This window comes from Listeria marthii (genome assembly GCF_014227425.1).
Taxonomy (GTDB): domain Bacteria; phylum Bacillota; class Bacilli; order Lactobacillales; family Listeriaceae; genus Listeria; species Listeria marthii.
On sequence record NZ_JAASWB010000002.1, the window covers coordinates 317439 to 342030 of the forward strand.

The following is a 24592-nucleotide window of genomic DNA, read 5'->3' on the forward strand; positions in this document are numbered from 1 at the left end:
TCTCAAAAGCAGTTAATTATTTCATTATGTATTAAACTATTTTTTACGTCAGACCCTTTTGCCCTGCATTCATCATTGTATGTTATTTTTTTAGGATGGATTAAAATTCTACTACTCCTAGACTGACCTCAAGTGCCTTGTTTACCTTGGCCATTAACTCTTCGTCCAAATGTGTAATTTTATCTGTCAGGCGCTGTTTGTCAATCGTTCTAATTTGTTCCAAAAGAATGACAGAGTCTCTTTCAAAGCCATCTTTACGAGTAGCTTCCACGTGTGTTGGCAACTTCGCTTTTTGAATTTTTGCAGTTATTGCTGCCACGATCACAGTTGGACTGAATCTATTACCAATATCATTTTGAATGATGAGAACAGGCCGTATTCCCCCTTGCTCGCTTCCGACCACGGGGGAAAGGTCCGCGTAGTATACGTCACCACGCTTCACCATCAGCCATTAACCTCCTAAAATACTAATATTCCTGTCTTCTGCTTCTGCTTCGACATGGGTACACTCGCATGCAATAGCGAAATTAATTGTCGCCATTTCTGCATAACCGCGTTCCATCTCGTCTCTTAATTCGCGAGCCCTTTTCTCCTGTAAAAATTGTTGCGTTGCTTCCATTATAACTTCACTCCGCCCCATTTTTTCTTTTTCTACAACTACGTCGAGTTCTTGTACCATTTCCTGTGTCAGTTCTACGGATATTATCATCCGCTTTTCTTTCTCTAACACGTGTCACACCCCCAAAGCCTCGTACCTGTAAGTAACAACTATATCGTACCATTATCACGCCATGAAGAAAAGAGTTATTTCGCTTTTTATTGTTAAGAATGTTACAGTCCTGATTGACGTTACTCCCTTAAGTCCTATATATAGCTATAAAGTTTCATATGTTAGATTATAAACGCTTCTCCGCAAAAAAGCACGAATATTACCTTCTAATGGATGTATTTCCTTGGTATTCTTTCAGTTAGCAAACAAGTAACTTCATAATTAATTGTATCTAGGTATTCCGCTGCATCATCTGCTGTTATCGTGTTTCCATGATCTGTACCAATTATCGTTACTTTTGAACCAGTTTGAAATTCGCGCGGAAGTTTGATGATTGTTTGGTCCATGCAAACTCTTCCGATGATTGGAGCATGCTCTCCGTCTACTAAAACGTGGAAGCCACTATAATGCCGAATAAGTCCGTCTGCGTAACCAATTGGCAAAGTTGCGACCCATTCTCGTTCTGTTGCTGTATACGTTGCGCCGTAGCTAACACTATCGCCTGGTGCAAGTTCTTTCACAAGTACCATTTCAGTATAAAGTGCCAGTGCTGGTCTCAGCTCGAATGGCAAACTAGTTTTAATTTCTTTGGAAGGCGTTAACCCGTACATCGAAATACCAAAGCGAATCGCATCGAAATTCATTTGCGGTTGTAATAACGAAGCTGCGGAATTTGCTGTGTGGACGAATGTCGGGCGTTCTTTTAGGCTCGTTAAAATCGTCGTAAATTTAGCTAATTGTTGCTCGAAATAACTAGTTTCTAGTTGGTCGGCTGTCGCAAAATGCGTGTAGATACCTTCTAGTTGTAGCTGTTTATTTTCAGCTATCGTTGCTTCGATGTGTCGTGCTTCTTCCGCGCTACGAATACCAAGGCGTCCCATGCCGCTATCTACTTTTAAATGAATCTGTAGTGGCGCTTCTAACGCTAAGTTGTCTAGCCAGTCTTCTCTGAAAACGGTAAGCGAAATACGATTCTTTGCTGCGAGATTGGCGTCTTCTTGTCTGGTTGCACCTAATACGAGAATAAAGTCGTCTTGAAAACCAGCTTCGCGAAGGGCAAGAGCCTCATCTAAAATAGCAACACAAAAACCTTTAGCGCCTGCTTCTTTCGCAGTTTTGGCTACTTCAATAATACCGTGGCCGTAAGCATTGGCTTTTACAACTGCCCATAATGCGACATTTTCTGGTAATTGCTTTTGTTCGTTTTTTATATTTTCGCGAATTGCTGCGCGGTCAATTTCAATCCATGTTGGACGATGCCAGCCTGTCACCATGATCGTTCACGTTCCTTTCTATATTTCAATAATCACTTGCGCTGCGGCTGATCTGGCTGTGTGGGTAATACTTACAAAAACATTTTCGCCCGGTTTGGCTGGCAAAGTAACGTGCGGTCGCCCATCCTCTACTTGCAAAATTTCCACATCGGTAAAGCTTAAATGTTTCCCAAAACCAGTTCCATTTGCTTTAGCATACGCTTCTTTTGCTGCAAAACGGCCAGCTAAAAATTCAATTTTACGGCTACCTTCATATTTTTCAAATTGCTTAATTTCCTTTTCTGTTAAAACACGCTCGATAAAGCGTGGATTCTTCTCTACCACTTGTTTTACGCGATCTAAATCAATCATATCTAATCCGATTCCTTTAATCATGTTACACCTCTTCCAAGTAATCTGCTAATTCAGTAACGGCCGATTGTGCTCCCGCGATACAGTCTGGGATTCCGACGCCTTCGTAACTCATTCCGGCAAAATAAACGCCTGGGTAACCTGTCTGGATATTCTTTTTCAATTGTTTTAAACGGTCTTGATGGTTGACTAAGTATTGCGGCATTGCTGATTTCATTCGACTCACTTCATAAAAAAGTGGTGCGGCGTGGAGATCCATTATTTCCGCGTAATCTGACAAAACAGCTGTGACGATGGCTTCATCGCTTGCTTGTTCTAACCATGTTTCCCCAGCTTTTCCAACGAAACCGCGTAGTAACATTTTATCTTTCGGCACCATGTGCGGCCATTTTTTCTGAACCCATGTGCAAGCCGTGGTTTTATACAGCGCGGTTCGAGCCACTAAGTAGCCTGTTCCATCTGGCAAAATCGGCACATCTTTTTCGTTGTATGCTAGCGAAACGGTCGCGAGTGTCGTTAGTGGCTGTCCCGCAAATGGTTCAGTGGTTGTTTCAGCTAATAAATGGATTAACGCATCATGGGTAGCGGCGATTATCACGCCATCTGCGGTCATTTTATCTCCATCAGCAAAAGCAATTTCATAAGTGCGATTCTTTTTCGTAATGCGCGTTGCTTGTTTCGCCGTATGCAAGTTTTCTGGCGGTAGCGCGTCCGCAATCGCTTTTGGCAACGTATCTAGTCCACCTTCTAATGTTCGAAAAGCGCCAATTGTCGCCTTTGTTCCTGTCGTCTGCATGCTACTTTCTTTCAAGCCGTCCATGAGATTACCATACTTTTTAACGGCCTGTTCAAACTTTGGAAAAGTGGCGCGCAAACTCATTTTATAAATATCACCCGCGTAAATTCCTGATAATAGCGGTTCGATAATTGTTTTCACTAATTCTTTGCCAAAACGTGCTTCAAAAAAATCGCCAAGAGCTTGATCATTTGGCTGATTGTTTGGCTCAATGGTTGGTTCTTGCAACGCCCTCGCTTTGCCAATTTCTGATACGAGTGTGCTTGCTAGCAAGGCCTGTTTATCGGTTGGAATTCCCATCACCGAGCCTTCTGGAATTGGGTGGAGCGCTTTTTCGTGATAAATGTACGACCTTCCTGTCGCGTTAGCAATCAGCTTATCTTCGAGTCCTAAATCCTTCACTAAGCCCACACCAGCTGGCTTTCTAGCTAAAAAGGAATCCGGCCCTTTTTCAATTAAAAATCCGTCACGCTTCACCGTTTCGAATTTCCCACCTAATTTTTCGTCTTTTTCTACTAATTCCCATGTATAATTCGGATGTGTTTTTTGTAGTTCATACGCTGCTGCAAGCCCCGATAGGCCGCCTCCGATAATGACTATATGTTTCACTACTTAACCAATCCTCTCTAACAATTGCTTCGTTTATTCTATCTATTTTACCAGATTTCCACGTAATTGAACAAAAAATAAAAGAACATCCATCCGCGAAAAATCGTGCGCTTCTTTCAGCAGATTTTTCGCGAGTGGAATGCTCTCTTTTTTAATTGGTTGTTTCGGACGGGCTGTACCAGTTGTAGATCGCGATGGCTTGATCTTGGTGTATGTAGCGAACGTAGGCCTCGGCGCTCGTACTTCCGGATTTAAGCCAAACATTTAAGTGGCTAGATTCGCCCTTTTCCATCCAAACACTCTGTCTTAACCGCAAACCTTGGATTCGTTCTTTACGGATAATATGCGTTATTTTGGAAAAAATTGGCCGCGACTGGACGAGAAGTGTTTGGTTATCTGTGAAAACACCTGTCGCGCGGTAGCTAGCTATTGCTTTAATTCCCGCTAAAATTGGCAAAATGATGCTAATTAAGCCGAGTGGGAAAAATAATATACTTGCAAGAGCAGCCGGGATGATTGTCCAGATTAAGTAAATTCGTAAAAATCTGCGCAAACTGATTTTTGGTGCGCGTTCCATTGTTTCCATTTCGAATAAATAATCTGGTAGCATTTCTTTTAAGGTTTGTAGGGCCAATTCTTTTTTCATAATTGGTAAAAGTAAAATGTCGCCGGATTGTTTTTCATCTCCTGAGTTGCCGGCAGTTATAACTTTGACAGCAACTAAGCCGAGCATTTGCCGTAATGGGGATTCGATGATGGTAATTCCTTGAATACGCGCAAGTGAGATTGTCGTGTGATTGCGTTCTAGCAACCCTTTTTCGACGACAAGCGAATTGGGATATTTCATCAATTTGAACTGGAAATATTTGAACAATGTCGTCACAATCGAAATGCCCCACAAAACTAAGAGCAGAAAGACGATTAAAATGATAAACACGATAATGCCCATTTTCCATATTTGTTCGGCTTGCGCTTCCATCCAGTCGGTCGGGATGACTTCACGGAATTGTTGCATGAACGCAAGGACGATGAGGAGTGTTCCAAAAACGCCGCCGGATGTGACTGCCATTAAAATCAGTTGTTTCGTTTGTAGCATGACAGTTTTTTCTGGTGCTTCGACTACTTCAACTGCTGGTTCCTCAGTTTCTGGCACGGCTTCTTGAATGGCTGCTTTTTTACCGTCGCGTAAGTCTTTCAATTCATCGACCACGCCTACAGGAACTGCGACTAAATCGGCTTCTGCTTTTCCTTTGCCGCCTGCTGTTTCAATTAAAACTTGGCAGACATTAAATGGGATGAAGAAAAACCACTGCTTTTTTTGGACGGTTTGAATGCGTTCGTATGGTATGTATGTATTTTTTCGGAAAATCAAACCGTATTTAATGCGAATCCCTTGGTCTTCCAGTGTGTATTTATATGTAATGTATTTTAAAACGGCCGGGGTTAAAATGAGCAAGATAACGACGACAATAATCAAATATACCGCCCAGTTTGGCAAGTAACCATTGCTATTAACTGCCCGAAAAACAGAAAATAAACCAACGACGATTGGCACAATATTGCGCCTTACGTTCGTAATTATTTCTTTAATAAGGGCGATTGGATGGAGGCGTCTTTCTTCAAACATCTTCTTTCGCCACCTTCACAAGTTCAAGGATATGATGTCTAAGTTCATCCGACTCGGACTCGTTTACCGCTTCAATTTTATGTGTTCTTGCTGCTGTTGTAATCGATAAGGAAACTAATTTTTGTCTTCTCAGTAGTGGGCCTTGCTCTGTTTCCACGTGTTGAATGCGAATCATCGGAATTAAGACACGACTTCTAAAAATGATACCGTGCTGAATTTCCATTTCGTCTGGTTTAATCTGATAGCTCCAACGTGCAAAACGAAACGGAATAATGAATAAGTAGATAAATACAGCATAGATAGCGGTCAAACCAAAGCCAATCGCGCTCCACCAAACCGAAACTTCTGCATAATACAAAATAATCGCTGCTGCAACCGAACAAAGCAGAAAAACAAGGACCGCAATTCCCTCTGTTTGCCGCCAAACTGTTTTAATTTTCTCCGGTAATTTCTTTTCTAAATTTTCAAGTTCCATTGCTCTACTCCTTTTTTCTTTTTATCTTACGTTAATAATTACTAAATTGGAAGCGATCTTTTTTAAAAGTATCATGTTTTATTCATAGTTTGTTCATATTTGTTTTTTATAATGTAACAAGAAGAGGTGAGAATAATGAAGAAAAAAGGTTATATTCTAGTAATAATTGCGCTTTTGTCGCTCACGCTAAACTGGCTTCCAGAAATTGCTCACGCGCAAAAAGAAGCTACTGGAACCACTTATACAACAGCAACGACGAGCGAATTAATGGAAATGTTTCTCCCTTATTCTATTCAAGATCCTTATATTGAAACGACGAAAAATAGCGCGGAATTAATGTTCGTAACCGAAACCGCAGCAACGATTACTGTCAAAACCAATAATCAAACGCAAACAATTGCTGGTAGCACTGAAAACCACCAATTTACTTTAGATAATTTGCAACCCGGCAATAATTTAGTTACGATTACCGCGACAACGGCCGACGGAAAGACTGAAAGCAAAACTATCACGATTAACCTTCCGGAAAAGCCAAAGAAAGGCTCGAAAACATTTCATGATTCTTCTAAAAATCAAATGATGACGCAGCGAAAAAAAGGTCATCTTTTATAAAAAAACAGGAAGCGCTAATTTTACTAAGCGCTTCCTGTTTTTTAATTCCTACGTCCAAATGTAAAACCAAGTGCAATCAAGCTTAACCCTGTCACAAATGGAATGAGTGGGTTGGTGTCCCCTGTATGCGGCAACGTACCTGTCGCACCGCCGCTCACTACCCCATCTACTCTCGTTGTGCTTGTCACTTTTTGCACTGGTGGGACGGTGATTTTTGATAGCAATGTTTTTTCAATTGTTAATTGTAGTTTTTGCCCTGTTTGTAATGTGTCTGATGTAAGATTATTCCAGTCTTTTATTTCTGAAACGGTGACATCGAATTTTTTCGCTACACCTGGTAATGTATCGCCACTTTTCACTTTGTAAATGACTTTGATTTTACCATTTTGTTCGGAATCTTTGACAACTTCCAGTGGGCCAAAGTCTGTTTCGACTGTTTTTTCAATCGGTTGCTTTTCGGCTGGGATGAATGGCGGTTCTTCTTTGACTGGTGGTGCAGTTCCTGAGCCTTGTCCGCCACTGCTGTAATCATTAACCGTTGCATTTCTCGAAACTGGATCTAAATTATCGCCAGAAAGAGTCGCTTTATTCGTATAGCTTTTTTGTTTTGTCGTAATTTTCGTATCGTAAGTAATGACGACAGATTCATTGTTTAATGTGCCAATAGATAGTTCAAAATTACGGTCGGGATCCAGCGTAATCGGTTGGATATTTGTCTTGATGACTTTTTTATCGGCATCGCGGTATTTGATTGTTGCACTGCCAATCAGATTTTGGCCTGAACCAAGCGTGTCGGTATAAATCGCATTATCAATCGGCGTTAAAGCATTATTTAAAGTAACAGTCCAATGTAAAATACTGTTGTCTTTATCATCCATTCGACCTTGTTTAAAAACGATTGTTGGTGAGCCTGTTCCGCCACCAGTATTCACTTTGCCAATAAAAACATTTATCGTTTCGGTCGTATTGTTCACAGGAAATAGAATTGGATTTACTTGATCTGTTTGAATATTTTTACTGTTAAACGTTGCGTTGTAATAAAGGCTGCCACTTAAATCTGTATGTGTATTAACATAATCTGTAAAAGTTAATGTGATAGTTCCCGTTGTTGGATCAATCGTTGCGTTGGCGATAGTGTTTCCTGCCGCATCATCTACAGGAAATCCGCCAAAATTAATCAATTTCAGCTGGTTGGGGATGGTTAATGTCATGGTTTCTCCGCTTGTAACTGGCTGTGTAATCACAAAATCATATGCCACTCGCACCCTACTATTTTCTTTAAAATTCGTTGCTGGTACCCCGTTTTGATTTTGTAAAGATACATTTGTAAAGAAACTGCTACCATAATCTGTTGCAGCTTCTGCTTTTGGACTTAAAAATCCACTTGCAATTAAAAGTAGAATTGCAAAAATCAGCCATCTTTTTTTCATTTGTTTCATTCCCCCTTAAAACATCTATCTTTATAGTTCCCATAACATGCTTGTTAAAAACGGTACAAAGATTTTTGCGCACAAAAAAACGCCAGAATAATTCTGACGTTTCTTTTTTATAGATGTAATAAGTAGTGATAACTAGCTTCTAACGTCTCGAACATATCGCGTTTGGATCTATCTTGCTCGATGCAGTAGTATTCGACGCCGTTTGTTTCGCCCCATTTGATAATAGCGCGGAAATCCACTTCGCCTTCACCCATTTCGACCAAATTATTATCCATATCTTCTAGTTCGAAACCGCTCACAAAGTCTTTCATATGAACAATTGGCGCGCGACCACTGTAACGCTTGATAAATTCGACTTCATCATGTCCAGCTGCTCTTATCCAGTAAGTATCCGGTTCTGCGTAAATGCAAATGCCATTAACTGGATCTGTAATAAAATCCATCACTCTGCGCCCATTAATACATTCATTGAAATCATATTCCGGATTGTGTAAGCCGATGCGAAAACCAAGTGCATGAAGCTTTTCTCCCGCAGTAATTAATGCAGCTTTTGTTGCCGTGTAGCCCGCTGTTGTTTGGTCCTCTTCTTCGATATATTTATCAAAAACAGTTTTACAATCAAAGTAATAAGCTTCTTCAATGATACCGTCCAAATCGGTCATAAAACGGTCGTGCTTAATATGCATGCCAATCACTTTTAACTCATATTTTTGCAGTAAACGGCGCATCTCTGCAGGGTCATTGCCGCGCATGCCATCGAGTTGTACATAACGAAAGCCGATTTCATGAATTTTCCGGAGCGTACCTTCTAAGTCGCGCTCCATTTCTTTTCGAACAGAATAAAGTTGGACTGCTATTTTTTCTCTAATATCCATTTTTTCTCCGCCTTTCCTTATGCCTTCAAATCCAGCCAATCAACCTCAGACTCTGTTAACTTGATTCCAGCTGCCGAAACAGAAGATTGGAGTTCAGCAGCATTTTCTGGTCCGATGACTGCGGCTGTTGGGAAAGATTGCGTTAAAACGTAAGCAAGCGAAATTTGAATTGGCGAGCAGTCTTTTTGCTTCGCGAGTTGCTTCGCGCGGCTGTATCGCTCCCAGTTCGCCTCACTATAATACACCTCCACCATTTCCGTATCGCTCGTATCTTCCGAGGAAAATCTGCCCGAGAAAAACCCGCCAGCTTGTGATGACCATGAGAATAGCGGCAAACCAGTTGCTTCGTGCCAGCGAATCATTTCTTCATTTGCCGAAACACAATTTTCCCAGCGAGGTCGATTCACTTTTGCCAAACTAAAATTAGGGCTATTAAAGCTTAATGGTGTCAAACCATGGCTAACCGCATATTCATTCGCTTCGATAATCCGCGGCAGCTCCCAGTTTGAAAGGCCAATAGCATAAACACGGCCATCCTCGACTTCTTTATGCATCGCTTCCATGATAGCTCCCACTTCCACTTCTGGATTATCACGATGCAAGGCAAACAGCTCCACATGATCGGTTTTTAATGTATCTAAACTAACAGAAATATCTTCATGGATAGCTTCTGGAGTGACACGCGGCACATCGCTCGCTTCCCGTACCGGATGTCCACCTTTTGTTTGGATAATCACGCTATCACGGTTGCCACGCGCTTCCATCCAAGTACCAATCGCTTTTTCACTATGACGATAATGGCGCGCCGTATCAAAAATATTCCCACCCATTTCGAAATATTGATCCAACACCGGACCAGCAAAATCCATGTTATCCGCCCGTAAGAAATCTCCAGCACCCATCACTAAATTAGAGCAAGCTATCTCGATTTTTTGGCTATTTTTCCGACCTTGTACGATAATCTTTTCCATTATGCTTTCACCCCACTTGCTGCTATTTTATCAACTACAAGAGTCGTATTTGCTTCTTTTACAAGCGTTGCTGGAATCGCTACAGTAGGTTCTTTTTCGACTACTTGTTTCACGATATCGATTTTTTTCTCGCCTGTTGCAACTAAATAAATCTCTTTTGTTGCTAAAATTTGTTGCATACCGAGTGAAATTCCGTGTGTTAACGGCAAATCTGTATCGAAATATTTGCTCATGACGCGTTTCGTTACATCATCCAGTTCAACAACATGACAATTCACATCCACGGGTACAAATGGCTCATTAAAGCCAATATGACCATTAAGCCCAATCCCAAGCAAGATAAAGTCCATACCGCCACGTTCGTCGATAAATGCATCCACACGAGCACATTCATCCGTTAAACTCGTCGCCTTGCCATCAAAAAAGCAAATTTGTTCACTAGAGACATTTTTTAATCGATCAAAAAATGCATCATACAGCGTTTGGATACAGCTACCTTTTGTTTCGCGTCCTAAGCCAATCCATTCATCCAAGCCAACAAATTGCGTTTGACTGAAATCTACTTCACCAGCTTGATTGGCTTTAATGAGCGCTTCTGTCGTCAGTAAAGGCGTATCCCCGCCAGCAATACAAATTAAGCTTGCTGGTTTTTCCTTTACTAATTCAATGATTCTTTGGCTCACTGTTTCAGCCACGACTTGCTCATTTTCGTTAATAACTAGTTTCATTTTTAAATCAACCTTTCTCTATTAGAAATCCAAGTCCAGTGCATCATGTGCTGCTTGGCGTTCTGATACAACTGTTTCCTCTTTGATTAAGCTCTTTTCATACATTTTAAAGAATGGGTAGTACATACAAACGGCTGCCGCGAGAACGACGATAATTAAAATAATTGCTCGCCAGTCCATTGTCGCCAAATACTGCGCGAGTGGAATCGGTGTGCCGCCAACATTCGCAATCGGAGGACGAACCCAACCAAAGTGGAACACGAACCATTGCCCTACCGCTAAAATTGGCGTTCCAAGTACGAATGGAATAAATAAATACGGGTTAAAACAGATTGGCAAACCGAATACAACTGGTTCGGAAATCGTGAAAATCGCTGGAACGACGGATACTTTTCCGACCGCTTTTAGTTCTCTTGATTTACTGAATAGCGCGAGGATAACTAGCGCACCTGTGATACCAGACCCAGAGAAGCCCATGAAGTAATCCCAGAAGTTTGGCGCAAATACGTGAGGAATTGGTTCTCCCGCCGCATAAGCCGCCGCGTTTGCTCCTAAATATTGTGTCATAAATGGAAGTACAAAGCCAATCAAAATCGCATAACCATTTAGACCGATAAACCAGAATAGCATTTCCAAGAAACAAATGAGGAAAACTGCATATGGCGTATCGATACTATTAATCGCCGGAGCTAGCATCGTCGTAAAGGCTTCCGGAATAATTTGCCCACTTGTGACACTTTGCATTAAAATACTTAAACCAACCGCACTGAACAGTAATACCACAAGCGGAATAATAGCTTCAAAAGTCGTCGCAATCCCGGCTGGTAAACCTTTAATACGAATAGTAATATTTTTTCTAATAAATAAACCGATAAGTTCTACAGAAATAAGTGCTGCGAAAATAGCGATAAATAGTCCCCTAGAATCTAGGAATTCAGTATTAAGAACGCCATCGACCATTTTCGTATTAAGGATTAGCGTTACCATGACAGCAGCCATGACACTATGTAACACAGGGACTTTCATTTGTTTCGCGTGGCTGTAGGAAATAGTTATTGCAGCATAAATCGATAGTAGTCCAAACGTAAATTGAAACGGTAAGTTAAGTGCTGCTGCATTTTGAACAAAGAATTCTTTTACAACAGAACCCGCCGGAAACATATTCCCGATTGCGGAAATAATCAGCGAGAATGACCCAATAATTAATACCGAGATCAAAGCAATCATCCCATTTTTTATTGAGGAAATATGACGTTGCTTTTCAATTCTAGCTGCGACAGGCTCAAAATACTTCTCCATAAAAGCGATAAAACGATTCATAAAAGATTGTTTGTTTTTACTCGACATGTTGTTTCCCTCCACTTTTTTATTTGTTCATTTTAAGGATAATCGCGTCTTTTAAAATGTTCGCACCATTGACTGTGCCGTAATCTTTCGTATCGATGACTTGAATTGGCTTATTATATTCCGCCGCGATTTCGCTTAAATGTTTTAATTGGTGTTTAATTTGAGGTCCGACTAAAATAACGTCGAAATCTTCAATATGCTCGCGTAATTCTCCTGCTGGATGCGCTTCGATTTTCACATCGGTGTTGGTTAATTTTTCACTATTTTGGGCAATTTCTTTCATTTTTGTGACCATTACCCCTGTAGATGCGCCTAAGTTACACACTAAAAGTACATGTAATTGATTGATTTCCATTTACTTTTCCTCCTCTTTTCTTAATGTTTTAATCTCTTGATGCATTTCGATCATTTCGCGAATCAAAGTTGATGCTAAGATGGTGTTCATTAATGTATCTTGCGCGTGTACAAGTAAAACGGAAAAATTAGCTTGTTCCCCTCTTGTTTCTTGAATCAGCATTTCCGTTTGTACTTTGTGCGCTTCGATCATGAGGTCATCTGCTTCTTTCAAAAGTTGTGCTACTAATTCTGAATCTGACTCTTTTGCGGCCTGTAAAGCTTCAATTAATTTAGAAAATGAATCCCCCGCTAGTGAAATTAATGAAAACGATATTTTTTCTATGTCCATTATGAATCCCTCTCTCATTCAAAGATAGCTGACTTAACGTAATGATAAATATCACGTTTTGAGCTAGCCATTTTAATTTTTTGCATTTTTTCTTCATTCAGCGCTAATTTCATTAATTGTTCCACGATTAAATGCGCTTCTTTCGTTTTTAAAGCCAGTGTGAAAATGACATGAACCGGCTCCTCGTACCTGTCAAAAAACATAATACCGTCCTCAATGATTGTCACCCCAATCCCATCCATCAAAACGCCATCACTTGCCCCCGCGTGCGCAATTACTACACCTGGCGCCACAACCATATACGGCCCATATACTTTTAAATTGTGGATGATTTTTTCGTGATAACTTGGCTCAATCACATCTAATTGCTCCATACATTTCGTTCCAAGCTTAATCGCTTTCCGCCACGTTGGGCACGTTTCTTCCATAACAATGGCCTCTTCTGTAAATTGAAACGGCGGAATAAGCCGCTTTGGTGTTTCTCCTTCGTCCGATATAAGCGCTTCCAATAAATCGAATTCTAACTTGCTTAAATTATTGATTTGCGTATTTTCACCAATAATCGCTAAAATCTTACTAAACTTATTAATAATCTGCTTATCACTTTTGACAAGTTTCATCCGTAAATGCTTTTGCAGTAATTCCATATCTTCTTTTTGCAAATAACTATGGATTCGGAGTACCTTAGAATCTTGCATATCCGGCAAATCCACGGTACTAATGACAAAATCAAAATCGTTCATCATGGCGCGCTTAAACTTCCGTAGGCCAATCGTCTGAATCGACTCAAACTCAAACATCCGCTTCAACTGAATGGCGATCATTTTCGAAACTGCGACACCTTCTGGACAAATAATCAACAAGTTCGGTTTCATTTCGACCGTTTGCTTATTGCGCTGTACCTCGGATGCAAAGTATATCGCTAAAAATGAAATTTCCTGAGAGCTAACTGAAATTGGGAGAAGCGACTTTAACGCTTCCAAACTTTCCTTCACGCGCATAAAAATTTCACGATTATCACGCATAAATTCATTAAAAATCGGATTTTCAATAATAACCCCAGCACGAACACGTCGAATCATCAACTTAATATGCGCCTTGATTTGTGTATAAAAATCCGTATCGCCATGCACAAAATCGACTTGATAAATTTCGCCCATTTTTTCGCAAATACCAGTCACAAACGCTTCAATAACCGCTTCATCCTCACGCCCATATTGATACTGTTTCAGCGACCCAATAATCGTTTCTAGCGCCTTATCGAGCTCATCAACTGCCACAAAATCTGCTGTAAACTGAAAATCCACTTTTGCCTCATGCTGCTTCAATAAAATCGCAATTAACGTTAAATATAATTGCTCATCCATCGCACGCGTCATATTCTCCTCAACCGAATGCGCCTCACGATTCACTTCCTGCAAAACTTCCATTTCAAAAAGATTATAAAAAAATAACTCGCCTTTTTTAGATAAGCTATTTTCCGAATCTAAAAACTGATAAAATTCGCGGATATTAATAAAACGCAAGAAACTCCTAGCAAAAAGCGATGTTTTCGTAATTAAATTGCCAGTCACTAGAAAACCATGCCTCGGCTGATGCGATAAATCTAAATTATTTAAAAAAAGTTCTCCTTCAATGGCACGCAGATGATTTAACACAGAGGATCTTGAAATAAAAAGAACTTCTTCAAAATAAGTAACCGGGAGCACTTCTTCACTTAGAAGCAGTTTTAGTAGTAAAAATTGCTGCACTTCTTCTTGGCTGTAACGATATTTTTTCGGCGTGATTTGTTGTTTGAACTTACTCACAACCGGGTTTACAATGTTCTTTTCCGGAAGTAGCACCCCTTTCCTCGTATGTCTGATAAGAGCTGGTAACGTTTGCTCATGGAGAAAAATATCGATTTTTTCCAAACTATAACGAACACTGCGCTCAGAACAACCAAGCGAGTTAGAAATATAACCAATATTTTTAAAATCTTCCTGCTCCATAAGAAAATCTAAAATTTGAATACACTGCTGATTTAGTTTCATCAGGTATCACTCCTCTTTCTAAATTCAATTTATCATTTTCATGATAGGGCTTACAATAAGCTATATAGCTATTTTTGTCAGACACGTAGAGACAAAAAAACTACCCATTTTACTATAACTGGAAAAAAACCTTGCCGGAATAGGTCGGAGCTACTGAAAGCACAAAAAAAGCCTCCTACAGTCACTGTAAAAGGCCTATTATTTGAACTATTTATCTTTTTTCATATAGAAAGTTAAAATAATTGCAATGAAAACCATCAAAAATCCGACAATCGGCGTGTAACCTAAACCAATATATTCAGTCACCAATCCGCCAATAAATGCGCCCAGTGCAATCCCAACATTGAAAGCCGAAATATTAAGCGCCGAAGCCATGCTCACCGTTTCCGGCAAATACCGCTCCGCTAATTGCACAACATACAGCTGCAAACCCGACACATTCATAAAGGCAAAAAATCCCATCAACATAATAGTAATTAATCCCAAAATCGCATTCCCCGATGTAAATTGAAGCAATAACAACGTCACCCCTTGCAAACTAAACATCACAAAAAGTGCCTTAGCTGGACGCTCATTCGCAAAATGCCCACCAATCGTATTCCCAATCGCAACCATCACACCATACACAATGAGTAAAATAACAATCATGCTCGTAGAATAGCCCATTTTGCTAAACAGCGGCGATAAATACGTATAAACCACAAAAGTACCACCATAACCAAACGCCGTCATAAGTAATACCATCACGATTTTTTTATTAACTAACAATTGCCCAATCGATTTAAATGAAATGCTCTTGCCATTCGATAAATTTTTCGGCACAAGGAAAAAGTTAGCAATAATCGCAATCACACCAATCGCCACAATAAACATGAACGACATCCGCCAGCCAAAAAGTTGACCGATAAACGTCCCAAGCGGCACCCCTGTCACAGTCGCCACCGTAAGTCCCGTAAACATCACCGCGATTGCACTAGCCCGTTTGCTCGGATGAACCACATCTGCCGCGATGACAGAAGCAATCGACATAAATACCCCGTGCGCAAAAGCCGCAACTACACGCCCGCTAAGGAGCATCCCAAAACTCACAGCAAATGCCGAGACAAGATTCCCTATCAGAAACACGAGCATGACTAATAATAACAAATTTTTACGATTCATCTTCGCAGTCATAGTTGTTAAAACCGGCGCCCCCACCATCACACCAAGCGCATAAATCGATACAGTCAAACCAGCCGTACTAATTGACACTCCCATGCTAGAAGAAATCAGTGGAAGCAGCCCGACACTAATAAATTCCGTTGAACCAATCCCAAACGCACTAATCGCCAGCGCCAAAAGTGTCAAATTAGGATTTACTTTTTTCATATCCACGTTATTTCCCCCTAAAAAATTGCAAATTGTTTCGTTCTGTTATACAGTATCTTATATACCGCATAAAATAACAAGAAGGTACTTAAAAGTCACATAGATACTAAAAAGTGCCTATAGGAGGATTACGATGACTAAAGTATATAATATCGGCGTCGAAGCTACACTAGAAGTTATCGGCGGCAAATGGAAACCAGTCATCCTTTGCCATTTACGCGAAGGCAAAAAACGAACTGGCGAATTAAAACGACTAATCCCCAACATCACACAAAAAATGCTCACACAACAATTGCGCGAGCTGGAAAAATCCGGCGTTATTATCCGTAGAGTTTATGAGCAAATCCCACCAAAAGTCGAGTATTCTTTGAGTGAATACGGCGAATCGTTGTCCGAGATTTTGAATAAACTTTGCTTATGGGGCGAGAATCATGTTGATCTTTTGCTTACGAAGAATGAGGATATTGTTTTGTTGAAGCGAGATTAATAAAAAACAGCCACCTTTTTGGTGGCTGTTTTTTAACGATCTCCCTCACTTAACACTCCAGAATCAATTTGTCCCCCATCTAAAAACCAATACCCATGATAATCTCCACCAAGCGCCGTAAACGGAACAGCCGTCTTCCCTGTCTCCGCGACCTTTTCAAGCAAATAATTTCGCAAAATCCAGCCATCATTTAATGAACGTTGTTTCAAACCTAAAATCCGTTCAATTTTCACTTCGCTTGTATTTAATTCTTTTGCCACTTCTGGGACGGTTAGATCCGCCAGCGCTAGATTTGCCGCAAATTCACTTTTCGTTGCCTTGATTTGTTCTTTTGATAAAGTCATTTTTATTCCACCTTTTATAAATGTAATAATTTTTCTGCGTTTTTGTGAGCGATTTTTGCTTTTGTTTCATCCGTTAAATCAAGCGTATCTAAGAAAGTTCCTGCATTTTCTGGTTTTACAAAAGGATAATCTAGCGCATAAATAAGATGGTTTTCATCTAATTCATTTAATAAAAACTTCCATTCATTTTGGTATAATAAGCCGCTTGGTGTCACATACACATTTGTCCGGTAGTAATCAGAAATTTTCCGTTCAAGCGTTGTCCAGTGTCCTAGCGTGTCGTCCATTCTTTCTAAAAACATTGGTACCATTTCGCCTAAATGTCCTGTAATGATTTTTAAATTCGGCAATTTATCAAAAATACCGGAAAGAATCATTCGCACAACTTGAATACCAACGTCCATATGCCAACCAAAACCAGCGGAAGAAAATACTCCTGTAACCACGTCAGACCAAGCTTCACTGGCAAAATACTGTTCCGTAATTTGTCCTGGAATAAACGATGGGTGGAATGAAATCGGTACATCTAATTTCTCCGCCATTTCAAAAATCGGATAATAAAAGCTATCATCAAAGTATTTATTTTCAAATTGACCTTTTACAAGCGCCCCTTTGAAACCTAATTCTTCTACCGCTCTTTTTAATTCAAGCGCTGCGTCTTCTGGTGAGTCCACAGGTAAAACGGCGAAACCTGCAAAACGACTAGGATTTGTTTGAATCACTTTCGCTAGTTCATCATTTGCTCGTTTACACAGTGCTACCGAAATTTTTGGATCTAAGTTTTGCGGCGAACTATTTCCATAAGAAAGAACTTGCATATCAATGCCATGTTGATCCATAAATGCTAACCGATTTTTTGTTTCTTGCATTTCAGTTGCTGACGGAAGTTCCTTCTGCATATAATTAAACATTTCCGGACTAACCTGTCCGCTTACTATGTTTCCAGTCACCTTGTTAATTTCGTTCGTGATTACTTCGGATTCAAAATGTTCTTCTATCGTGATAATTTTCATGTCCATTCCTCCTTAACTAAACAATACCCCTTTTCAGGTTGCTAATACAGCTATGTTTCGATACAATAATAACTATTATGTATCATAAAGAGGAGGTGCTCTCATTAATAAATATATAAAAGTACATCAGCCATTAAATGTCGATTTACGCGCACAAAAAACGCAAACTAAATTATATACGGTTATTGAGCGATTTTATAAAGAAGGCCAAACATTCGAATCCATTACTGTAAAAGATTTATGTGAACAAGCGCAAGTATCACGTGCCACTTTTTATCGTCATCACGAAGAAATTATTCAAGTCGTTGAAGTCCAGCTTTTACGGACAATGCAGTATTTTTCTTTGAAATTCGATCAAACTTTTTTGACAAAGCAAAATATCCAGCAGTTAATTATTGCTACCATTCAGGAAAACCAACTTTTATTCCAAGTGATTTTTTGGAGTCGCGCTGAAAATATTTTTTTAGATGTCGTCTCTGGAGAAATACTTCGAATTGCTTTATTAAAAGAAGTTTCCTTTTCCGATAATAAGTTTATTCCCAATTATTTAGCTAGGATGATTTTAAGTTTGGCGGCTGAAGTGCATCAAGCTAAAAAGGAATATACGAACAGCCAATTAATTGATTTAGTACAGGAAGCCGCTCATTTTCCCCAAAAATAAAAAAGAGCCTAAGTTTCCCTAGACTCTCTCGCTTAATCAATCATTTTACGGAAATTCAACCGTTTATTTAATAAATACATCAACGGAATCCCGACACCCATCACAATGAACTCACTTGCGGCTGTTGTTGCCCAAGTAATCAAGAACGGTAAGTCAAAAACGATCACTAGCTCCCAAGCGATAATCGCCATCGTTACGGAGAATAGAATCGTATTAATAATCATCCGCGGAATAATTCCTTTAACGTATTTAGAAATTCCAATCATTAGTAAAAGGGAAATAGCCGACTGCGCTACGCCAAAAACTAAATCAATCCAACCTAATCCAGAAAAGAACAAATTCGTAATAAAAACACCTACGATAATGCCCCAAAAGTACTTTTTATTAAAGACGATTAGGTGATTAAAAATTTCTGGTATTCTAAATTGTAATGCCATAAACCCAATTGGCGCCACAATCATCCCAAGCACTACATACAGTGCGGCGATAATTGCATTCACCGTCAAAATTTTCATTTTCATTATTATTTCCTCCTAGTTTTTTTACGTGGGATGGTATGAATGAACCACGTGTGGCAATTTTGCCAACATGCTATTTTCTCATATTTAGAAGTTATTGTAAATGACTTCTTATGCATAAAAAAACGGCTACCTTTACAGGTAGCCGTTTGTCTAATAATCTTATTTAGATTTTTGTGAGTAGTTGCCTTTGTTGCCGCCACTACGACGATCACGATTGCCGCCACCGCCAGAGCCATTTCCACCACCGGAACCGCCGCCACTACGACGACCTTTTCCGCTGTTGTTGCGATCACGGTAGCTTCCGCCTTTGCCGCTTCCGCCGCGATAGCCGCCACCTTTACCGCCTTTACCATTTTTACCTTTGTAGCCACCGCCACCACGGGATGGTAATGGACGCTCTTCAGTAATATGGACAGGAGTTTTGTCTGGCTCTTTTGCTAACATTTTAAGCATTGCTGCTGCGATGTCAGTTGCATCGTATTTTTCAAGAAGTTCGTTAGCAAACGTTTTGTAGTCAGCTAAGTTTTCTTCTGTGATTGCTTCTTGAATTTTTTCAGTTGCTACGCGTAATTGGCCTGCAAATGCTTCGTCCCATGTAGGAGCTTGAAGTGGTTGCATACGTTTTTTCGTAGTTTCTTCAACAATACGTAGGTAACCCATTTCACGAGGTTGTACGAAAGTAATCGCCATACCTTCTTTACCAGCACGACCAGTACGACCGATACGGTGAACATAGCTTTCTGGATCTTGTGGAATGTCATAGTTATATACGTGTGTTACGCCGGAAATATCAAGTCCACGTGCTGCTACGTCTGTTGCAACAAGAACATCAATTTTTCCTTCTTTAAATTTGCGTAGTACGCTCATACGTTTTGCTTGCGTTAAGTCACCGTGGATACCTTCAGCCACATAACCACGCATATCAAGCGCGCGAGATAGTTCGTCTACACGACGTTTTGTACGACCGAAAACGATTGCTAGTTCTGGTGCTTGAACGTCTAATAAACGAGATAATACGTCAAATTTTTCTTTTTCGTGCACTTTTACGAAGAATTGTTCGATTAATAGTGCAGTCATTTCTTTTGCTTTAATGCGAATAAGTTCTGGGCTGTGCATGAAACGTTCACCAATACGGCGAATTGGATCAGGCATCGTTGCAGAAAATAGTAATGTTTGACGTTCTGCTGGTACTTCTTTTAGAATAGTTTCGATATCATCAATGAAGCCCATGTTTAGCATTTCGTCTGCTTCATCTAGTACAAGTGTTTCCACATTGTCTAGTTTCAGTGTGCGACGGTTAATATGATCCAAAATACGTCCTGGCGTACCAACTACGATTTGTGGGTTTTTCTTAAGTGAACGGATTTGACGGCTGATATCACTACCACCGTAAACCGCTAGCACGCGTACATGTTTGTCATAGCTAAGTTTATAAAGCTCTTCAGAAACTTGGATTGCAAGTTCACGTGTTGGAGCAATAATTAAAGCTTGTACGTTGTTACTCTTTTGGTCAATTTTGTGGATCATTGGAAGACCAAAAGCGGCTGTTTTACCAGTACCTGTTTGTGCTTGCCCGATTAAGTCTTTACCTGCTAGTCCTAGTGGAATTGTCTTTTCTTGGATTGGTGTTGCTTCTTCAAACCCCATCCGATTTACTGATTTTACAATTTTTTCGTCCAGTCCGAACTCCGAAAATTTTGTCAATGTCATTTCTCCTTTACCTGTTTAAAGTTTGGTAGGAGAGCTACTTTTATAATTCATCACAATACGCTTATTACGATTGTTTGTCTGTTCATTTGCAGTTGTTTTTATGAAAACTGCTATCTTTCATTTTCATTTTTCTGCAATAGAAAAGCCTGGGCGCACCAAGCAAAATGATTCACGGCATCAGAAATACTCTCTGCCATTATAGCAGTTCTAACGCATCAAATAAAAAAGCCCTCATTAATCACTAGGCTAAATATAAACCTAATAAACTTCCATCTATCATCATAACACACTAACTATTTCTTTTCAACGGCAAAACCCTATCTTTCCGAGCTATTATCGAATAAAAAAAGTTATTTCTTTTCAAATGTACGTTTATCAGCGCCCTTTAGCCATTTTTAATATTAAATCTTTTAAAAAAAGCTGAAAATTGTCCGAAAACAATTTCCAGCTTTTTATTAATTTCCATTTAATACAGCCACATCTTTTTGCAAAAATGTTAAAACAGCTGCAAATAATTTGTCTGCTTGTTCATCCTGACAAATCACGTGTTTCGAACCTTCTAAAATAAATAACTCTTTCGGTCCAGGAATACTTTCCATTAAGAAATTGACACTTTTTTCAGCAGGAACTACTTGGTCGGCACTGCCTTGTGCAATAAAAGTTGGAATTTCAATATGTTCAAAAACTGGTTTTGCTAAAGCGACCATTTTTTTAAACTGCAGCGTCGACGTCCAAGGTGTTTCCGTTACTTTCTTTTGGTAGCGTTTGAACATCGGGCTATTTTTGAGGGTCACTTCTTTTGCCTCGGTAATGACTTGCTTGGAATTTTCGACAAGTTGCGGCCACTCCATTGCATTTACAGCTGTGCTTAGAAGTACCAGTTTTTTCACTTCTGGGTAATGTCTCGCAAGCCAGCCCGCGAGTAAGCCACCCATAGAAAAACCAATAATATATACTTCATCGTCTTCTTTCAACATTTGACTTAAAATGCTGTCTACAAAAACGATCCAATCTTTATACGTCACATTTTTTAAGTGGCGCAGGTGATCATGGCCAGGTAATGTGGGTGCTAAAACATCCCAATCTGTATGCTCTCGCAAATAGTCAGCGAGTGGCTTCACCTCGGACGGCGAACCAGTAAAACCATGAATACACAAACAAGCAACCATTATGCCTTTCCTCCTGTCCAAAATTATTACCTATTTAACGGTAATATTATATGTCCAATTTTATTCGTCACTTAATAATAAGATTTTCTACTACATCTTTCAAGCCCATTCCGTAAGAACCTTTGACCAGTATCCATTCATTTCCAGTAATTTCGGAAAGAAGCGCCATCTCAAGCGATTCTTTTGTGTCAAAATGTTGAACTTTTCCCTGACCAATTTTTGCTTCGGCTACTGCTCCAAATGCTTTCATTGCATCGCCGTATAAGAAAATCTTCGCAATCGTGTCATTTTCTAGCACTTCAGCAGATTCTTGATGTAGTTTTGTCGATAAATCCCCAAGTTCAAGCATATCTGCAAGTACCAAATATTTTTGTTTGCCATTCGAATCCATATGCATAAATGTTTTTAAAACGGTTTTTAACGCCGTCGGACTGGAGTTATACGCATCATTTAAAATCCGCGCGCCACTATTCGTTGTAATCCACTCTAAACGACTTTTAGAACGTTCCATATTTTTAAGCGCAGATTGAATTTTTTCGCCTTCGATGCCAATTTCACGCGCCGCAAGCATTGCTGCCATTGTATTAAAAACATTGTGTTCGCCGATAATTGGCACAAAAATTTCGAGTTCTGGCTCCCAGTTCGTTACAAAAGAAGTACCTTCCGCTTCGGCACGAATTTCTAGTGGATAAATTTCAGCTGCTTCCGATTTGCCAAAAGTAAGCTGTCTGAAATCCCCATCAATATTGCCTAATAATAAAGTTTCTTCGTGTGGATAAATTAGGATCCCACTCGGATTCAAACCAGCTGTGATTTCTAGTTTTGCCTTCGCGATTTCTTCACGTGAACCTAGGTATTCAATATGCGCCTCACCGATATTCGTAATAATCGCGATATCTGGCTTGGCGATTTTAGAAAGTACTTCGATTTCGTGACGGTGATTCATACCCATTTCAAGTACGGCCACTTCGGTATCTTCTGGCATCGTTAAAATCGTGTATGGTAAGCCGATATGGTTATTAAAATTCCCGCCAGTATAATGTACTTTATACGTCGTCTCCACAATCGCTGCCATAATATCTTTTGTTGTCGTTTTACCATTGCTTCCTGTAATCGCAATGACTTTCGGTTTTACTTGTTGAATATATTTCGCCGCTAGTTCTTGTAATGCAAGCAGCGTATCTTCTACTAAAATGACCGGAAAATCCGTCGGTGGATTCGGTACATCTTTTTGCCAAAAGGTTGCAACTGCGCCCATTTCGCGTGCTTGACTTACGAATTCGTGTCCATCGCGCAAATTCCCTACAAACGGAACAAATAAATCCCCTGACTTTATTTGCCTTGTATCAAAACAAATGCCAGTAATGACGACATCGCGAAATGTATCTACATGGATGGAACTATCTAACATTGCTACTACTTCGCCTACTGTTTTTTTCAAATTAAATCGCTCTCTTCCATAAAAAAGCAGCTTCCGCATCTGAAAACTGCTTTCTTGTTTATTTTAGTCTTCTAATTTATATTTAAGTGCATTTTTGGCTGCGTGGCGTTCTTTTGCCAAATCAACTAATCGTTCAATTAACGCTCCGTATGGTAAGCCCGTTTCCTGCCAAAGAAGTGGATACATGCTATATGGCGTGAAACCTGGCATGGTATTAACTTCATTTAAGAATAACTGGTTATCAGCCGTTAAGAAAAAGTCCGCTCGTACTAGTCCGCTTGCATCAAGACCTAAGAACGCTTGGACCGCATATTCTTTCATTTGCTCCAAGATTTCTGGCTCTACTTCAGTCGGAATAATTAACGCTGTATTATTGTCTTGATATTTCGCTTTATAATCATAAAAAGTAGCAACCGCACCTTCTGGCAAAATTTCACCAGGAACGGAGCAAACTGGCGTATCGTTTCCAAGTACACCCATTTCAACTTCACGAGCGACCACGCCTTGCTCTACAACCACACGACGGTCATATAAAAATGCTTCTGTCATCGCTTCTGCTAATTCTTTTTTGTTCGTTGCTTTACTAATACCAACACTTGAACCAAGATTCGCTGGTTTTACGAAGACTGGATATGTAAGCACTTCTTCCATTTCGGCAACCATTTCTTCTTGATAATTTTTCCAATCGATTAAACGTACCGCAACAGCTGGAACTTGTGGAATACCAGCGTCTGCAAAAATTTTCTTCATAACAATTTTGTCCATGGCAGCCGATGATGCTAAAACGCCATTACCAACGTAAGGAATGTTTAATACTTCGAACAATCCTTGAACTGTGCCATCTTCTCCGTTTGGACCATGTAAAAGTGGGAATACGACTGTTTCTTGTCCATCAGCTTCTAACACTGCTGGGCTGATCGCTTCACCTTCTGATTTTTCTGCTTCAGTCGTAGCAAGCTTCACTGTATCTGCTGCGGTAAAACGTAATTGTTCGACAAAATCTAATTTGCCAGTAAGCAGTGGTCCTTGAATCCACTCGCCTTCATTTGTAATATATATTGGCTCAGCTTCGAATTTTTCTAAATCCAAAGCGTTAATAACTGAAAATGCTGTTTGTAAGGAAACTTCGTGTTCAGCAGATTTTCCACCGTATAATAAGATTAACTTGGTTTTCATAATACCCCTCCGTCATCATTCGCTTTATCTATTTTACCATGTTTTAGCAAGATGAAAAGACATAACTAAAAAATAGGCTGAAAAAATCTTCTTTTTTAAATAAGAAACGTG

The 24592-nt window shown here is 39.8% G+C and carries 26 protein-coding genes; 3 read left to right on the top strand and 23 right to left on the bottom strand.

The features are described 5' to 3' along the window. Positions 1–100 precede the first annotated feature (100 nt). The 7 genes from HCJ55_RS04395 to HCJ55_RS04425 form a co-directional block, all read right to left on the bottom strand. Positions 101–448, bottom strand: a complete 348-nt coding sequence (locus HCJ55_RS04395) for a type II toxin-antitoxin system PemK/MazF family toxin (protein ID WP_031695189.1) — start codon at positions 446–448, stop codon at positions 101–103. A gap of 3 nt (positions 449–451) precedes the next feature. After that, complete coding sequence (locus tag HCJ55_RS04400; protein ID WP_003761302.1) at positions 452–730, bottom strand: CopG family ribbon-helix-helix protein; 279 nt, start codon at positions 728–730, stop codon at positions 452–454. A 206-nt stretch (positions 731–936) separates the two neighbouring features. Continuing rightward, positions 937–2043 (bottom strand): alanine racemase, encoded by a 1107-nt coding sequence (gene alr, locus HCJ55_RS04405; RefSeq protein ID WP_185517175.1) that lies wholly within the window; start codon positions 2041–2043, stop codon positions 937–939. Positions 2044–2061: 18 nt separating this feature from the next. Further along, a complete protein-coding gene (gene acpS, locus HCJ55_RS04410; RefSeq protein WP_008947275.1) occupies positions 2062–2418 on the bottom strand; it encodes a holo-ACP synthase in 357 nt (118 codons plus the stop codon). Position 2419: 1 nt separating this feature from the next. Beyond that, positions 2420–3799: a protoporphyrinogen oxidase gene (gene hemG / locus HCJ55_RS04415; protein ID WP_185517177.1), complete on the bottom strand. Its 1380-nt coding sequence runs from the start codon at positions 3797–3799 to the stop codon at positions 2420–2422. A gap of 151 nt (positions 3800–3950) precedes the next feature. Further along, entirely contained in the window at positions 3951–5426 is a 1476-nt protein-coding gene (locus HCJ55_RS04420) for a PH domain-containing protein (protein WP_185517179.1), read from the bottom strand. Then, a complete protein-coding gene (locus HCJ55_RS04425; protein ID WP_008947272.1) occupies positions 5419–5901 on the bottom strand; it encodes a PH domain-containing protein in 483 nt (160 codons plus the stop codon). Before HCJ55_RS04425 ends, HCJ55_RS04420 begins: the two co-directional genes overlap by 8 nt. Before the next feature lie 135 nt (positions 5902–6036). On the opposite strand from HCJ55_RS04425, the gene HCJ55_RS04430 reads away from it, so the two are divergent. Beyond that, positions 6037–6513, top strand: a complete 477-nt coding sequence (locus HCJ55_RS04430) for a hypothetical protein (RefSeq protein WP_185517182.1) — start codon at positions 6037–6039, stop codon at positions 6511–6513. A gap of 41 nt (positions 6514–6554) precedes the next feature. Here the strand turns inward: HCJ55_RS04430 and HCJ55_RS04435 are convergent, their stop codons facing one another. The 9 genes from HCJ55_RS04435 to HCJ55_RS04475 form a co-directional block, all read right to left on the bottom strand. Beyond that, positions 6555–7943, bottom strand: a complete 1389-nt coding sequence (locus HCJ55_RS04435; protein WP_185517184.1) for a collagen binding domain-containing protein — start codon at positions 7941–7943, stop codon at positions 6555–6557. A 116-nt stretch (positions 7944–8059) separates the two neighbouring features. Continuing rightward, positions 8060–8827, bottom strand: coding sequence for a sugar phosphate isomerase/epimerase family protein (locus tag HCJ55_RS04440; RefSeq protein ID WP_185517186.1), 768 nt, complete (start codon positions 8825–8827; stop codon positions 8060–8062). 17 nt (positions 8828–8844) lie between these two features. Then, positions 8845–9798: an aldo/keto reductase gene (locus HCJ55_RS04445; protein WP_185517188.1), complete on the bottom strand. Its 954-nt coding sequence runs from the start codon at positions 9796–9798 to the stop codon at positions 8845–8847. Further along, positions 9798–10526, bottom strand: a complete 729-nt coding sequence (locus HCJ55_RS04450; RefSeq protein ID WP_185517190.1) for a glucosamine-6-phosphate deaminase — start codon at positions 10524–10526, stop codon at positions 9798–9800. The genes HCJ55_RS04445 and HCJ55_RS04450 overlap by 1 nt, the downstream gene beginning before the upstream one ends. 21 nt (positions 10527–10547) lie before the next feature. Next, positions 10548–11873, bottom strand: a complete 1326-nt coding sequence (locus tag HCJ55_RS04455; protein ID WP_008947266.1) for a PTS sugar transporter subunit IIC — start codon at positions 11871–11873, stop codon at positions 10548–10550. A gap of 19 nt (positions 11874–11892) precedes the next feature. Continuing rightward, on the bottom strand, positions 11893–12228 hold the full coding sequence (locus tag HCJ55_RS04460; protein WP_008947265.1) for a PTS sugar transporter subunit IIB: 336 nt from the start codon (positions 12226–12228) through the stop codon (positions 11893–11895). Continuing rightward, positions 12229–12558, bottom strand: coding sequence for a PTS lactose/cellobiose transporter subunit IIA (locus HCJ55_RS04465; RefSeq protein ID WP_185502465.1), 330 nt, complete (start codon positions 12556–12558; stop codon positions 12229–12231). It lies immediately after the preceding gene. 14 nt (positions 12559–12572) lie between these two features. Next, a complete protein-coding gene (locus HCJ55_RS04470) occupies positions 12573–14591 on the bottom strand; it encodes a BglG family transcription antiterminator (RefSeq protein ID WP_185517192.1) in 2019 nt (672 codons plus the stop codon). A gap of 207 nt (positions 14592–14798) precedes the next feature. Continuing rightward, a complete protein-coding gene (locus tag HCJ55_RS04475; protein WP_185517195.1) occupies positions 14799–15965 on the bottom strand; it encodes an MFS transporter in 1167 nt (388 codons plus the stop codon). Between the two features lie 127 nt (positions 15966–16092). Here HCJ55_RS04475 and HCJ55_RS04480 point away from each other — a divergent pair, with 127 nt between their 5' ends. After that, entirely contained in the window at positions 16093–16446 is a 354-nt protein-coding gene (locus tag HCJ55_RS04480) for a winged helix-turn-helix transcriptional regulator (protein ID WP_085643829.1), read from the top strand. Positions 16447–16478: 32 nt separating this feature from the next. On the opposite strand, the gene HCJ55_RS04485 is transcribed toward HCJ55_RS04480, so the two are convergent. After that, positions 16479–16790 carry a DUF2316 family protein gene (locus HCJ55_RS04485; protein WP_185517197.1) on the bottom strand — a complete coding sequence of 104 codons (312 nt, stop codon included), beginning with the start codon at positions 16788–16790 and terminating at the stop codon, positions 16479–16481. 14 nt (positions 16791–16804) lie between these two features. Then, positions 16805–17803, bottom strand: a complete 999-nt coding sequence (locus HCJ55_RS04490; RefSeq protein WP_185517199.1) for an amidohydrolase family protein — start codon at positions 17801–17803, stop codon at positions 16805–16807. A gap of 103 nt (positions 17804–17906) precedes the next feature. On the opposite strand from HCJ55_RS04490, the gene HCJ55_RS04495 reads away from it, so the two are divergent. Continuing rightward, complete coding sequence (locus tag HCJ55_RS04495) at positions 17907–18464, top strand: TetR/AcrR family transcriptional regulator (RefSeq protein ID WP_185517366.1); 558 nt, start codon at positions 17907–17909, stop codon at positions 18462–18464. Between the two features lie 32 nt (positions 18465–18496). Here HCJ55_RS04495 and HCJ55_RS04500 read toward each other — a convergent pair whose 3' ends face one another. The 5 genes from HCJ55_RS04500 to HCJ55_RS04520 all read right to left on the bottom strand — a co-directional run bounded on the left by HCJ55_RS04500 (position 18497) and on the right by HCJ55_RS04520 (position 24481). Then, the gene (locus HCJ55_RS04500) at positions 18497–18985 is read right to left on the bottom strand and encodes a QueT transporter family protein (protein ID WP_003721433.1); all 489 of its coding nucleotides are present in this window, start codon (positions 18983–18985) and stop codon (positions 18497–18499) included. A 159-nt stretch (positions 18986–19144) separates the two neighbouring features. Then, positions 19145–20689, bottom strand: a complete 1545-nt coding sequence (cshA, locus tag HCJ55_RS04505) for a degradosome RNA helicase CshA (RefSeq protein ID WP_185517201.1) — start codon at positions 20687–20689, stop codon at positions 19145–19147. A 461-nt stretch (positions 20690–21150) separates the two neighbouring features. Further along, a complete protein-coding gene (locus tag HCJ55_RS04510; RefSeq protein ID WP_185517203.1) occupies positions 21151–21864 on the bottom strand; it encodes an alpha/beta hydrolase in 714 nt (237 codons plus the stop codon). A gap of 67 nt (positions 21865–21931) precedes the next feature. Beyond that, complete coding sequence (locus HCJ55_RS04515; RefSeq protein WP_185502457.1) at positions 21932–23305, bottom strand: UDP-N-acetylmuramoyl-tripeptide--D-alanyl-D-alanine ligase; 1374 nt, start codon at positions 23303–23305, stop codon at positions 21932–21934. A gap of 63 nt (positions 23306–23368) precedes the next feature. Further along, positions 23369–24481, bottom strand: coding sequence for a D-alanine--D-alanine ligase (locus HCJ55_RS04520; protein WP_185502456.1), 1113 nt, complete (start codon positions 24479–24481; stop codon positions 23369–23371). Positions 24482–24592 lie beyond the last annotated feature (111 nt).